This is a genomic window from Hyphomonas oceanitis (genome assembly GCF_036964545.1).
Taxonomy (GTDB): domain Bacteria; phylum Pseudomonadota; class Alphaproteobacteria; order Caulobacterales; family Hyphomonadaceae; genus Hyphomonas; species Hyphomonas oceanitis.
The window spans coordinates 18,394-30,596 of the sequence record NZ_JBALTL010000003.1 but is presented as its reverse complement, the minus strand read 5'-3'; the positions used below and the strand labels follow the sequence as shown (position 1 = coordinate 30,596).

At 63.4% G+C, this 12,203-nt stretch carries 16 protein-coding genes; 5 read left to right on the top strand and 11 right to left on the bottom strand.

All coding sequences use genetic code 11. The features are described 5' to 3' along the window. The first annotated feature begins 26 nt into the window (after window positions 1-26). The gene (locus tag V7651_RS09250) at window positions 27-989 is read left to right on the top strand and encodes an MBL fold metallo-hydrolase (protein WP_335613016.1); all 963 of its coding nucleotides are present in this window, start codon (window positions 27-29) and stop codon (window positions 987-989) included. A 20-nt stretch (window positions 990-1,009) separates the two neighbouring features. Here the strand turns inward: V7651_RS09250 and V7651_RS09245 are convergent, their stop codons facing one another. Next, window positions 1,010-1,789: an SDR family oxidoreductase gene (locus tag V7651_RS09245; RefSeq protein WP_335613015.1), complete on the bottom strand. Its 780-nt coding sequence runs from the start codon at window positions 1,787-1,789 to the stop codon at window positions 1,010-1,012. Further along, entirely contained in the window at window positions 1,786-2,109 is a 324-nt protein-coding gene (locus V7651_RS09240) for a nuclear transport factor 2 family protein (protein ID WP_035536316.1), read from the bottom strand. The genes V7651_RS09245 and V7651_RS09240 overlap by 4 nt, the downstream gene beginning before the upstream one ends. Before the next feature lie 100 nt (window positions 2,110-2,209). On the opposite strand from V7651_RS09240, the gene V7651_RS09235 reads away from it, so the two are divergent. After that, a complete protein-coding gene (locus V7651_RS09235; RefSeq protein ID WP_335613014.1) occupies window positions 2,210-3,127 on the top strand; it encodes a LysR family transcriptional regulator in 918 nt (305 codons plus the stop codon). A 115-nt stretch (window positions 3,128-3,242) separates the two neighbouring features. Here the strand turns inward: V7651_RS09235 and V7651_RS09230 are convergent, their stop codons facing one another. The 5 genes from V7651_RS09230 to V7651_RS09210 all read right to left on the bottom strand — a co-directional run bounded on the left by V7651_RS09230 (window position 3,243) and on the right by V7651_RS09210 (window position 5,421). After that, window positions 3,243-3,764, bottom strand: coding sequence for a hypothetical protein (locus tag V7651_RS09230; RefSeq protein ID WP_335613013.1), 522 nt, complete (start codon window positions 3,762-3,764; stop codon window positions 3,243-3,245). Window positions 3,765-3,927: 163 nt separating this feature from the next. Beyond that, a complete protein-coding gene (locus V7651_RS09225; RefSeq protein ID WP_335613012.1) occupies window positions 3,928-4,500 on the bottom strand; it encodes a cob(I)yrinic acid a,c-diamide adenosyltransferase in 573 nt (190 codons plus the stop codon). Window positions 4,501-4,508: 8 nt separating this feature from the next. Beyond that, window positions 4,509-4,721, bottom strand: a complete 213-nt coding sequence (locus V7651_RS09220; RefSeq protein WP_335590403.1) for a twin transmembrane helix small protein — start codon at window positions 4,719-4,721, stop codon at window positions 4,509-4,511. Window positions 4,722-4,809: 88 nt separating this feature from the next. After that, a complete protein-coding gene (locus tag V7651_RS09215; protein WP_335613011.1) occupies window positions 4,810-5,118 on the bottom strand; it encodes a cell division protein ZapA in 309 nt (102 codons plus the stop codon). Beyond that, a complete protein-coding gene (locus V7651_RS09210; RefSeq protein WP_051624539.1) occupies window positions 5,119-5,421 on the bottom strand; it encodes a DUF4164 family protein in 303 nt (100 codons plus the stop codon). 102 nt (window positions 5,422-5,523) lie between these two features. Between V7651_RS09210 and tkt the strand changes: the two genes are divergently transcribed. Together tkt and V7651_RS09200 are read left to right on the top strand one after the other, a co-directional pair. Beyond that, window positions 5,524-7,494 carry a transketolase gene (gene tkt / locus V7651_RS09205; RefSeq protein WP_335613010.1) on the top strand — a complete coding sequence of 657 codons (1,971 nt, stop codon included), beginning with the start codon at window positions 5,524-5,526 and terminating at the stop codon, window positions 7,492-7,494. Between the two features lie 77 nt (window positions 7,495-7,571). Beyond that, window positions 7,572-8,579 (top strand): hypothetical protein, encoded by a 1,008-nt coding sequence (locus V7651_RS09200; protein WP_335613009.1) that lies wholly within the window; start codon window positions 7,572-7,574, stop codon window positions 8,577-8,579. Between the two features lie 12 nt (window positions 8,580-8,591). Here the strand turns inward: V7651_RS09200 and V7651_RS09195 are convergent, their stop codons facing one another. Next, window positions 8,592-9,392 carry a hypothetical protein gene (locus V7651_RS09195; RefSeq protein WP_335613008.1) on the bottom strand — a complete coding sequence of 267 codons (801 nt, stop codon included), beginning with the start codon at window positions 9,390-9,392 and terminating at the stop codon, window positions 8,592-8,594. Beyond that, the gene (locus V7651_RS09190) at window positions 9,365-10,600 is read right to left on the bottom strand and encodes an MFS transporter (RefSeq protein ID WP_335613007.1); all 1,236 of its coding nucleotides are present in this window, start codon (window positions 10,598-10,600) and stop codon (window positions 9,365-9,367) included. The genes V7651_RS09195 and V7651_RS09190 overlap by 28 nt, the downstream gene beginning before the upstream one ends. Before the next feature lie 150 nt (window positions 10,601-10,750). Here V7651_RS09190 and V7651_RS09185 point away from each other — a divergent pair, with 150 nt between their 5' ends. After that, on the top strand, window positions 10,751-11,128 hold the full coding sequence (locus V7651_RS09185; RefSeq protein ID WP_335613006.1) for a hypothetical protein: 378 nt from the start codon (window positions 10,751-10,753) through the stop codon (window positions 11,126-11,128). A 75-nt stretch (window positions 11,129-11,203) separates the two neighbouring features. Here the strand turns inward: V7651_RS09185 and V7651_RS09180 are convergent, their stop codons facing one another. After that, window positions 11,204-11,650: a hypothetical protein gene (locus V7651_RS09180; RefSeq protein WP_335613005.1), complete on the bottom strand. Its 447-nt coding sequence runs from the start codon at window positions 11,648-11,650 to the stop codon at window positions 11,204-11,206. 8 nt (window positions 11,651-11,658) lie between these two features. Beyond that, window positions 11,659-12,144 carry an MmcB family DNA repair protein gene (locus tag V7651_RS09175; RefSeq protein WP_051624537.1) on the bottom strand — a complete coding sequence of 162 codons (486 nt, stop codon included), beginning with the start codon at window positions 12,142-12,144 and terminating at the stop codon, window positions 11,659-11,661. Between the last annotated feature and the right edge of the window lie 59 nt (window positions 12,145-12,203).

The following is a 12,203-nucleotide window of genomic DNA, read 5'->3' as shown; positions in this document are numbered from 1 at the left end:
GCAAGGAAAAATCAGGGAGGATGCGCATGGCAGAGCGCTGGACATATACAAAAGGCCTGAAGGATCTAGGCAACGGGCTGCATGCATGGCTGCAGCCGGATGGCGGCTGGGGCTGGTCGAATGCGGGCCTGATTACGGATGGCGACCAGTCGCTGCTCGTCGACACGCTGTTCGACATGCACCTCACGTCCGACATGCTGAAAGCCATGCACGAGGCCACCGGCCTCAAGCGCCGCGACATCGGCACCATTGTCAACACGCATGCCAATGGCGATCATTGCCACGGTAATGGCTGCTGTCCGCAGGCGGAGATCATCGCCTCGGAAGCCAGCTTTCGCGAAATGACCGAAGTGCCGTCCGCCATGCTCGCCCAGTTCAAGCAGGCGGGCGCCAAGCTCGGCCCCGCCGGCGCCTATTTCGCCGACATCTTTGCCCCGTTTGACTTCGCCGCCGTCGACGAGCGCCTGCCCACACGCACCTTTTCCGGCCACCTCGATCTCAAGGTCGGCGACAAGGCGGTGGAACTCATCGAGGTGGGCCCGGCCCATACGGGCGGCGACGTCATCGTCCATGTGCCGGGCGACCGCGCCGTCTTCACCGGCGACATTCTTTTCATCGACGGCACGCCGCTGATGTGGGCAGGCCCCGTCGCCAACTGGATTCGCGCCTGCGACCTCATCTGCGAAATGGATGTCGACGTGATCGTTCCCGGCCACGGCCCGATTACCGACAAGGCCGGCGTGCAACGCGTCGCCGATTACCTCCGCTACATCCATATCGAAGCCCGCAAACGCTTCGACGCCGGCCTCAGCGTCCGCGACGCCGTGCATGACATTGCGCTGGGCGACTATGCAGCTTGGGGCGACGCCGAACGCATCGCGGTCAATGTCGACAGTCTCTACCGGGAATATCGCGGCGACGGGCAGGTGACGCCTGTGCTGGAACTTTTCGCCCTGATGGCCGAAACCCGCGATGCGATGCGGAGGTAACCGCTCCCGTTCCATCCCACTCAGGCTGTCGGAATGGTGCCGCCGTCGATGACGTATTCGGTCCCGGTAATGGTGGCCGCCCGGTCAGAGGCGAGAAAGGCAATGAGGTTTGCAACCTCCTCGGGCTTCGATGGCCGCCCGATGGGAATCCCGCCCAGCGCATTCATGATGAGCTGCTTGCCGCCTTCCGCGTCAGTGCCCGCATTCCTGGCCACACGCTTCGTCAGTTCCACGGATGACTCCGTTTCGATCCAGCCCGGCGACACCCGCACGACGCGCACACCCTGTGGCGAGACTTCCTTGGAGAGGCTCTTGCTATAGGTGGAAAGCGCCGCTTTGGCCGCCGCGTAGGCTGTCGTTGAATCCGGCAGCGGCAGCTGGCTTTGAATAGAGGTAACGTGGACCACCACGCCGCGTTTGCGCGCGACCATCGCAGGAACAAGCGCGCGGTCCAGCCTCACCGCCGCCATGAGGTTGAGATCAAGCTCCTTGTCCCATTCGCCATCGCCCAGCGCGGTGAAGCCCCCTGCAGGCGCCGACGAGCCGCCCAGCATGTGAACCACTATGTCGATCTCTCCCAGCCGCTCCGTCGCCGCCGCCGCAAGATCGGCGCAGCCTTGCGCGGTGGTGAGGTCAGCTGCCACGAACATGTCTTCGGGCACGTCGTCTGGCCGAGTCCGCGCCGTCGTGACCACGCGGGCGCCAAGCGCGCGGAACAGCGAGACGGTTGCCGCGCCCGCCCCCCGCGTGCCCGACGTGATCAGCGCCCGCTTGTCCTGAAGGTTCAGGAAGGCGCTCATACGGTGATCTCCAGTTCCTTGATCTGGTCGTCATCGAGTTTGAACTTGAAGGTGAGCATGGCCGGGCTGCTGGGGAATTGCCCGGTTACTTCCGCGCGCACGATTGTCAGTCCGCCATCCTCGGAGAGTTCAAGCGGCTCCGAGCTGTGCTGGTTCTCTTCTTTCGCCTGGCGGAACCAGGTTCCTATGGCGGCGCGGCCGACATGGGTCTTGGCTTCGTCATGGACAATCGCATCATTCGCGAAGGCGTCCACGGGCGCTGCGCCATGAGGGTCCTTGTCGGCATCGAAAAAGGCTTGGACGGGGGCTGGAAGTTTCATCACTGTCTCCTTGGTATGGGTTGGTCCTGTCAATTTAGGTGTGGACAACCATCCCGATAATTAGGACAAATTGGGATCAGGAATTGCGATTTTCGGGATAATGGACAGGACTAGCCTCACCGAGCTTGAAGCCATCGTCGCCGTTGCGCGTGAGGGATCCTTCCGCAAGGCGGCCCTGGCGCTCGGGCTGTCGACCACATCGCTGAGCAATGCCGTCGCCAAACTGGAATCCCGCCTCGGCTCGCGCCTGTTTAACCGTACAACCCGCAGTGTCTCGCTGACCGATGCCGGGCGCACCTTCGTCACGCAGGTCGAGCCCTCGCTGCGCGACATCGAGGATGCCATGGCGGGCGTCCGTTCGCAGCAGCACACGCCTTCGGGAACACTCCGCATCAACACGTTTGCGGCCGGTGCGCGGCAGATCATGTCACCGCTCGTGCTGGAATTCCTGCGCCGCTATCCGGATGTGCATGTGGATCTCGTCACCGAGGGCCGCATTGTCGACATTGTCGCCGACGGGTTTGATCTGGGCCTGCGGCGGGCGGACCTTGTCCCGGCCGACATGATTGCCGTGCCGCTCAGGCGCCCGCAACGCTACGCCGTGGTCGCATCACCGGCCTATTTCGAACAGCACGGAAAGCCGCTCACGCCGCCGGACCTCTACAGGCACAAATGCATCCGTGTGCGCCTGCCGAACGGCGCGCTCTTTCCATGGCATTTTGAAAAGCAGGGGCACGCCCTGCAGATCGATGTGACCGGGCCGATCACACTAGATGAAGCCAGCCTCGCCCGGACGGCTGTTCTCGAAGGTGTCGGTATCGGCTTCTTCCTGGAGCAGAATGTGCGCGATGATCTGGAGGCTGGCCTCATGCAGCGCGTGCTGGCCGACTGGACGCTCCCGACCGGCGATCTCTGCCTCTACTATACCGGCCGGCGCCATCCCTCCGCCGCCCTCAAGGCCTTCATCGCCCTCGCCCGCGAAGTCAGCAAGACCGCGGCACGGTCACCCCCGCCCTAGACCTCTTCGCCCTGATAGGCGAAACACGCGATGCGATGCGGAGGAAGGGTTATGACTGCTCTGGCTCACAAGCAGTTATTAGAATTTTTTTTTGCGTCAATGTTTGGGTTTGGCCCTATGCGGACATTGGCTCGTTCGGAGAGATTCCGGCTAGCGTCTCTTGGTAGGCTTGGAAGTCGCTCGCAATTCTAGTGCCCATGGCGACGATCGCGTCTCGCCGGCTATTGGCTTCAAACCGTGTCTCGACGGCGGGCTGCACTCGGTTGATGATCCAAGCATAGTGTCGATCACTTTTTTCCATCTTATAGTTAGTCGCGCCTTGCTCACTGAGCCTGGGGAACCATATCCATGAATTTCGCTGAAGGGGCTCTTCATGTTGATGGAAGTGCAGCCGTTTTGCGGCTTGCAGATTAAGGCTTTCCTGGTCGCAGACGCAACAGTATGCCTGCAAATCTGGACCACCGATGTAAAAGAGAAGTCCGTACGGCGAGATGAAGATAAGGCCGTTTTCTCCCTTTATGGCTGCCTTCGCACCGAGCATTTTAGCCGCGTGCTTGATTGCAAGTTTCGTCTCGGGATAGGCAAGTCGGTCAAGATAGCCAGTTAGCCTCTCGCCTAGGTCAAACCAGGAAATCATGATCAATCCGCCCAATGAAGTCGTGTATCGTTAGCAGCGCGCACTTCGATTGAAAACATGAAGGTCCGCCTTTTGGCGAGCCTCTGCCACTGGAAAGCATGCGTGCCGACGCCTGCTTCGACGCCGAAAGCAGACAAGATGATTGCGTGTGTTACGCGCTCTCCTACCGGTTCGCCCCCGGCACCCATTTGATGTCATCCTTGCCATTATTGTTCGCCACGCGGCCGATCACGAACAGCCAGTCCGAGAGGCGGTTGGCATAGGCGAGCGCTTCCGGGCTCACCACTTCGTCGTCCATCGCGAACAGTTCCGCAATCATCCGCTCGGCCCGGCGGCAGAGCGTGCGCGCCACATGCAGCTGCGCGGCGAGCGGGCTGCCGCCCGGCAGGATGAAACTGTCCAGCGGCGCGAGGTTCACGTTCATCGCGTCAATTTCGCTCTCAAGCCGCTTCACCTGCGACTCGATAATCCGCAGCGGCGTCCATTCCAGCTTCGTGCCACGGTCCGGCGTCGCGAGGTCCGCGCCGAGGTCGAACAGGTCGTTCTGTACGCGCCGGAGGGCTGCCAGCGTCTCGCCCTCGGCATGCAGCGCCGCAACGCCCAGCGCCGCATTCACCTCGTCCACCGTGCCATAGGCCGCAACGCGCTTGTCCCACTTGTCCAGCGGTTCGCCGGTCGAAAGGCGCGTTTTGCCCTTGTCGCCGGTCCTGGTGTAGATCTTGTCGAGCTTGACCATAATGCCTCCTAGAAGCCGATCTTGAACGCACCCGCCAGCGCGCCAAGCGCCACGAGAATGGCAATCACGATGGCCTGCACGAATATGCGCAGCCGCATCAGCTTGTTCGAACGGCTCGCCTGATTGTCGTCCGTGCGCGCGAGGTTGGCGATGCCAAGGAACAGCACGATCACGAGGGCGGCAATGCCAATATAGAAGGCAATCGACAGGAAGGTTTGCATCTGGGTCTGCCTTTCCGGCTGTGTCAGCCCTCAATATGGGCGCTTGGGGCCTGCTCGGCCATGCGCAAAGGGTCGCGGGGTCTGCTTTTCAGTGGCTGCCTTCAACCCGCGCCGCCAGTGCCTCGATCCGCGCGGCGGCATCGCTCAGTGCTTTGGCCACCTTGTCTTCAGCGGCCTTATTGCCCGGCACAGCCCTGCGCGAGGCGTCCAGCTCGTCCAGCAGGGCGAGCGCCGTGATCAGCAACAGGCGCTCCTCGCCAATGTCGCCGACGGCCCCGGCAATCTGGTTCACCCGCGCGTTCAGCTGCTCTGCCAGCATCTGGATGCGGGTTTCCTGGCCGGGCGCGCAGGCGATGGCATAGGCCTTGCCGCGCAGGGAAATGTCCGCTTTTGCCATCTATTCCGGGCTTTCTTCGGGTGTTCCGCCGGCCAAATCGCCATTGCCCAGCGCCGCACGCACCTCTTCTATGGCGGCGCCGAGCGCCTCGCTGGCCTCGTCGGCGAGGGACTGCAATTCCTCCTCCCGGGCGAGTGACGCATCCAGCTCTTCGGCCATGCGGGCACGGTCTTCCACCAGCGCCGCCAGCTCTGCGCGGGTCACGGCCGGGTCGCCCGTTCGCGACATGAGCGAGTCGAGCGCGCCCTCAAGGCGCTTCAGGGCCGCATCAAGGCGGCGGGCAGATGGGTCAAGGTCACTCATTTCCTCAATGAAGTAACGGCATTGCTGCCATCCGCCAAGCGGCTTGACGTTGGGGCGGGAGTCTGGCCTACGACACGCGAAGATTTTTTTGGAGATAGCAGAATGGCTGTTACGAACCGGGATATGGCAAATGCCGTCCGCGCCCTGTCGATGGATGCAGTAGAAGCGGCCAAGTCTGGCCACGTTGGCCTGCCGCTGGGCATGGCCGATGCGGCGACGGTCCTGTTCCGCAAATTCCTGAAATATGACCCGACAGACCCGAAATGGGCCGACCGTGACCGCTTCGTGCTCTCCGCCGGTCACGGCTCGATGCTCATCTATTCGCTGCTCCACCTCACCGGCTACAAGTCGGTCAGCCGCGACGATATCCGCAATTTCCGCCAGGTCGGCTCCAACACGCCGGGCCACCCGGAGAATTTCGTCACCGAAGGCGTCGAGACGACCACCGGCCCGCTCGGCCAGGGCATCGCCACCGCTGTCGGCATGGCCATCGCTGAGCGCCACCTCAATGCGCGGTTCGGCGACGACCTTGTTGATCACAAGACCTATGTCATCGCAGGCGACGGCTGCCTCATGGAAGGCGTCTCCCAGGAAGCCATCACGCTGGCCGGCCACCTGAATCTCAACCGCCTCATCGTCCTTTTCGACGACAACCATGTCACCATCGACGGCGCCGTCGGCCTCTCGGACAATACAGACCAGTGCGCCCGTTTCGAAGCCTCCGGCTGGGTCACGCGCAAGGTTGATGGCCATGACGAAAAAGACGTCACCGCCGCCCTCAAATGGGCCCAGACACAGAAGAAGCCGGTCTTCCTTGCGGTCAAGACGATCATCGGCTTCGGCGCGCCAAAGCTTGCCGGCACCGGCAAGGCCCATGGCGGCCCCTATGGCGCCGACGAAATCGCCGGCATCCGTGAAAGCCTGAAATGGCCCCACGCGCCGTTCGAAGTGCCTGCCGCCATCGAAGATGCCTGGAAAAAAGCCGGCCAGCGCAGCAAGGATGATCGCGCTGCCTGGAAGAAACGCCTCGCAGCCTCCCCGAAAAAGGGCGAGTTCAACGCTGCGATTGCTGGCCGCCTGCCCAAGAATCTCGGCAAGGCGCTGGTCAAGCACAAGAAGGCCGTTGTCGACGGCGGCCAATCGAAAGCCACCCGCCAGTGGAGCGGCGACGCGCTCGAAGTCATCACCGGTCTCGTGCCGGAAATGATTGGCGGCTCGGCCGATCTCACCGGTTCGAACAATACGCTTACCTCGCACACGCCTGCGCTGACGCCCACCAATTGGGGCGGTCGCTACATCCACTATGGCGTGCGCGAGCATGGCATGGCCGCCGCGATGAATGGCATGTCGCTGCACGGCGGCATCATCCCTTACTCGGGCACGTTCCTCGTCTTCGCTGATTACAGCCGCCCGGCCATCCGCCTCGGCGCCCTGATGGGCACACGCGTCATCCACGTCATGACGCACGATTCCATCGGCCTTGGCGAAGATGGGCCCACCCACCAGCCGGTCGAACATGTCGCCAGCCTCCGCGCCATGCCGAACATGCATGTCTTCCGCCCGGCGGACGGCGTTGAGACAGCCGAGTGCTGGGAACTTGCCCTCGAAAACGCGGAAGGTCCGGCTACGCTCGCCCTCACGCGTCAGGGCCTGAAACCCGCCCGCACGACGCACACAGAGGAAAACTTCTGCGCCAAGGGCGGCTATGTCCTGTCAGACTGCAAGGGCAAGGCCCAGGCCGTCATCATCGCCACCGGCTCCGAGGTCGAAATCGCCCTCGCCGCGCAGGAACAGCTCGCGAAAGACGGCGTCAAAACGCGCGTCGTCTCGATGCCCTGTATGGAGCTCTTCGAAGCACAGGACGCGAAATACCAGTCCGACACGCTGGGCGGCGACACGCCGAAAGTGGCCGTCGAGGCCGGTGTCCGCTTCGGCTGGGATCGCTGGATCGGCCACGCCGGCGGCTTCGTCGGCATGGACAGCTTCGGCGCCAGCGGCCCTGCCAAGGACCTCTACAAACACTTCGGCATCACCGCCGAAGCCGTCGCAGACGCCGTCAAAGCGCGGGTCTAGCCTCAAAAAGGCTATAACCTTCGACCGTAAGCACTTTCGAGTGGTTCCGCGCGGCTATCTCGTGCAAGAATTGAGGAATGGTTCAACCGCCACTCCTCACGCCCTCGATGTGCAAATCGGTGACAGTGCTGGCCACAGCAGAGCGGAACGGAGAGATATCGCCCGGTGTCGCCGAGGCATTCGTTGACGAGACAAAGCGGCTTCCGCTGACGCATATCAGTGACCGTGTGCATGCCATCAGGATGGTCGCCAATAAGGTCGGCCGGCTGCCAGAGGACCAGCTGGAGGTCCGCCGCCGCCACGCACAGCGGGGGGCGACCTGTTGGTACGATCTTTTGAGTGGTGATGGCTTTCGAAGAGAGAGGTTCCTTCTCGAAGTGCATGAGGGCGCCCCCAGCGCTTTTCTGCTGACGATGTTTCTGAGGCGCCTTAATGACTGGGTGCCGCAGGTCCGGGTGGCGGCACGGCAGGCCGCCGAAAATGTCCTCGACCGCACAGATCCGGATATTGTTGGCGAGGTGCTCTGGTCGATCCTGTCGGTCAGGAACAGCTGGAAGCGCATGCGTGGCGATGAGAGCGCGGTTCTTGATGCAGGCTTCGAAAGACCCAGCATCACGCCCTATCTGGTCCGTAGACTGCTGAGCGAAACGGCGGGGCCTACTGCGAGAGTCTTGCAGCAGGCCTGTCGCGGCGCGTCGCTGGACCCGTATTTGCCGCGTTTGGCAGAGGCGGCGCTGCAGCCGGCCGTTCGCGGAACGGCCTATCGCATGCTCATGGAGCAACGGGCGACCTGGGCCGATGGATGGAGATGGCGCTGGACAGACAAGTCACTGGGCGAAAGGGTCAGGGAGCCGAAGATCGCCGAGCGGACCCTCACGATCAGTGTCGATCTGCGGGAATTACTTGTCTCTGCCGCAAATGATCCCTCAGCAGCCGTTCGCAGGGTTGCCGGTGACGCCTTGATTTCGCACCGGGATGAACTGGGAGACTTCGCCACTGTCCTGGCCGAAAAGCTGGCGACCGATCCCTACCCCTCCATTGCCAATCGGGGCCGTTTCATTCTGAGGGAGCAATCTCTCAAGTGAGGCCGTGACGCCTCACCCGGGCTGCCGAAACCGATCCACCGTCACTGAGTTTCCCGGCCGCCGCTCACCCGCCAGCAACCGCTCGGTCAGGCGCTGGTAGTGCAGGATGAAGCGGGCAACCCATGCCTGCCGCTCGGCGGGCAGGCCGCCCGGCGCGACGCCCCGCGTCGTCTCCTCCTGCTGCATGCGCCAGTCCTTCACCACGTCAAAGCCCGGCGCGTCGATATAGAGAAACGCGTCGGCCATGTCCCAGAGGCGCTGATACTGCCCGGCGAGCTGCGTCTCCTGATACGTGCGCCACGCACCGTCCACATCCTCCGCCTCCACCGCATTCAGCGGCGGCCCCTCAGGCGCTGACAGGTCCGCCGCGACGCCCATCATCCAGCCTTCCACGAAAATCACGCGCGGCGCCCCCGCCAGCACCGGCCACTCCGCCTCAGGCCGTCGCTCATCGGCCGCCTTGTCAAACGCAGGCACGGCAATCCGCTCATCCGCGCCCGACGCCTTGAAGAGCGCGATTGTCTCCATCAGCAGCGCCACATCATGTGTTCCCGGCGGTCCTCGCGTCTCAAAGAGGGGATGAACGTCCCGCGCCAACACTATGCGCTCGCCCCGCGTCAGGTAAAAATCATCGAGCCCCAGCACCACCGATCCCGGAATGGCCTCGGTCAGCGCCGCCATCGCCGTCGACTTGCCCACGCCCTGCGGCCCGGCCAGAAAGATCACCCGCGCCCCGCGCGCGATCTCGCCCAATGCCAGCGCCAGCAGCGCCTCGGCCAGCGGTGTCAGGTGGCTTGCGTCTTGTCGGTCCACCGGAAGCTCCACAGGCAAAGACCGAACATGGTCACCGACATGGCGAGCGCCAGCAGCGCCGTGCCATGCCAGCCAGCCGCATCATACACCGCCGTCCCGGCCCAGCTCCCGGCGCCGCCACCGAGGAACATGATCACGATATAAACGGTCATCAAACGGGTGCGGATGTCGGGCGCCCGGTTCAGGAAGGTCATCCGGTTGCACACGTCCAGCGCGGGCCCGCCGACATTCATCATCACGATCGGGATCATCAACAGCCACAGACTGCTGCCGACGAAGAACAGCATCGACACGCCCAGCAACTGTGTTGCCGCCAGCACAACGCGCGCCCGCCGTGGCCCCACCTTGTCAGACCAGGCGCCAAAGCGCGGTGTCGTATAGAGGTTCACCACGCCGAGCACGGCGAGATAGCCCACAACATCCACGCCATAGCCCATTTCCGGGCTGGTCAGGTGCAGGCCGATCCCCATCCACACCGCGAGGAACACGCCAAAGCCCAGCGCCTGTATCGCGCCCGACAGCAGGATTTCCGGGAAGTCCCGCACGATCCGGCCAATCGAGAGGATGAGCCGCCAATAATTCTGCCCGGCCTGGCGATCTTTGCCCGCCTCACGCGGTTCCATGATGCGCGGCAACAGGAAGGTCACGGCCAGCATGAGACTTGCGGCAATGAAATAGACCGTGCGCCAGCCGAAATATTCCGCCACCACGCCCGCCCCCGCGCGCGCCACAAGAATGCCACCCACAATGCCCGTCGTGATAATGCCCGTCGCCCGGCCAAGGTCGCCCGGCGCAACGCGCTTCGACACATAGGCCGGCAGCAGGTAGGGCGCGATGGTGAAGAAGCCGAGCACGGTCGAGCCCAGCACGAACAGGCCATAATGCGGCGCAAAGGCCATCACGCCCACCGAGGCGCACTGCGCCGCCACCAGCACAGACACAAGCCGCCGATTGCTGAACCAATCGCCCAGCGGCAGCAGCAACAGAATGCCCAATGCCAGCGCGATCTGGTTGAAGGCTGGCACCATGCCGATCATCGCATGGCTGACGCCAAATCCATCCGCCACCAGCGAGATGATCGGGTGGAAATAATAGGCATTGGCAATCACCACCGCCGTCGCGCCCGCCAGAACATAAAGCTCGCGATTGCTGAGATATTTCGGTGGGGGAGGGGGCAGTGTATCGGCGGGGGCAGGGGCAATATCCATGCGCCACCCCACCCCGATTAGGCGCCCGGCGCAAGCCTTCACCATGAGGCAGGCGCAGACGGGCGGTTTTCCCCTCCCTGCGCCCAATCCCTGCGGGCGATCCCGCGCGTCTTGTCCGCCCCCTGCCAGGACGGGCCTATAATCCCCGCCATGGAGCCTGAATACATCTCCCTCTACCGGCACGTTATGGTGCTCTACTGGCCCTGGCTCTGGTGGCAGCTGCGGATCATTACCCGATGGCGCATCGAAACGGGCCGCGCCCTGCTGATCGACACCGATCGCCGAGGCAATATCCATATCCGCGCAATCGGCGACGATCCCCGAGCGCCGCGACCCGGCGTCATCAAAGCGCCCGTCTCGGCCAGGCTGGCGCTCGCGTTGAGTGAACCCCTTCCCCCTTTCGTCCCGCTTTCCCAGCGCACGCTGGGATCCAGTGCCGCAGGATCGGGTCTTGGTCTCTCTGGGCCCCAGCATACGCTGGGGACACGGCGCTTTGCGAAAACTGAAGCCCCCATCCCGGACACCTGACCCCCGCTCACATCCTGAAAATCCAGCCCCCACCCCAAAGCGCCTCACCGGGCGCCGCACGTGCAGGTGGCAATGTCAGCCCTCGTTCGGCTCGAACAGGTCCAGCTGGTTCGGGTCGACAAAGCGCTTCCGGCGGCCGGGCTTGGTCCGTCCGGAGCGAAAATAGAGATCATCGGTATGGTCGGTTTCTTCGGCCTTTGGCTCTGGCGCCGGCGCAGGCTTTTTCGGTTTCGCGGCCTTCTTCGCCGTCGCCGGATCAACCAGACGCCAATAGCTCACCGCCAGAACCGGCGCGCCCTTGTCGTCTTCATAGCGCTGCAGGAAGCCATGCGTCAGGCCGTCCGCCGTCCCGGCCATCTTTGCCGCGGCCTCTTCCTCGCTCACGCTCATCCATTCGGTGTGCAGGGATTCCACGACCAGTCCGCCCGCCAGCTTTTCGGCTTCGACGCGTGTACGCGCGCCACGGGCCGCCGGGTCCAGGGCTTCGGTCACATTGCGGGCAAGGGGATAGGCGTGGCTCATGAGCGGCGTCAGGTAAGCGAGACTTGGCGGTCCGTCCAGCCCGCATCATTGACCATCTGCAACCGGCACGCCGCCAGCCGGGCGAATTTCAGCGTCACGGCCTTGCGCCTTGCCCCTGCCAGCTTGGCCACCGGCGCCTCGCGGATCACCGCCCCGCCAAAACCATCGGCCACGATCAGGCCCACGTCTTCCGGGATCAGGTCCTGCGGAAAATCCGCCATCACGGCAAAATAGAACCGGTCACAAAAGGGCATATAGTCCTGCCATTTGGCATCAGACCGGAAATCGGCGACGGACGACTTGATCTCCACAATGGCAATCTCGCCCGCCTGGCTTACGGCGGCAATGTCCGCCCGGCGATTGTTCGCCAGCGTCATCTCCGTCACCCCGTAATAGCCGAGCCCCGCCAGAAGGCGCAGCGTGCCACGCGCAATCTCGCCCGCCCGCGAATTCGGCAGGGGTATTTCACTCGTCAGGTTCTGTCCGTCCGCCATGCGCCGAGATTATTCGTTCCGCTATTGTTCTCATAGGAAGCCTACGCCCGGCGGCCCGT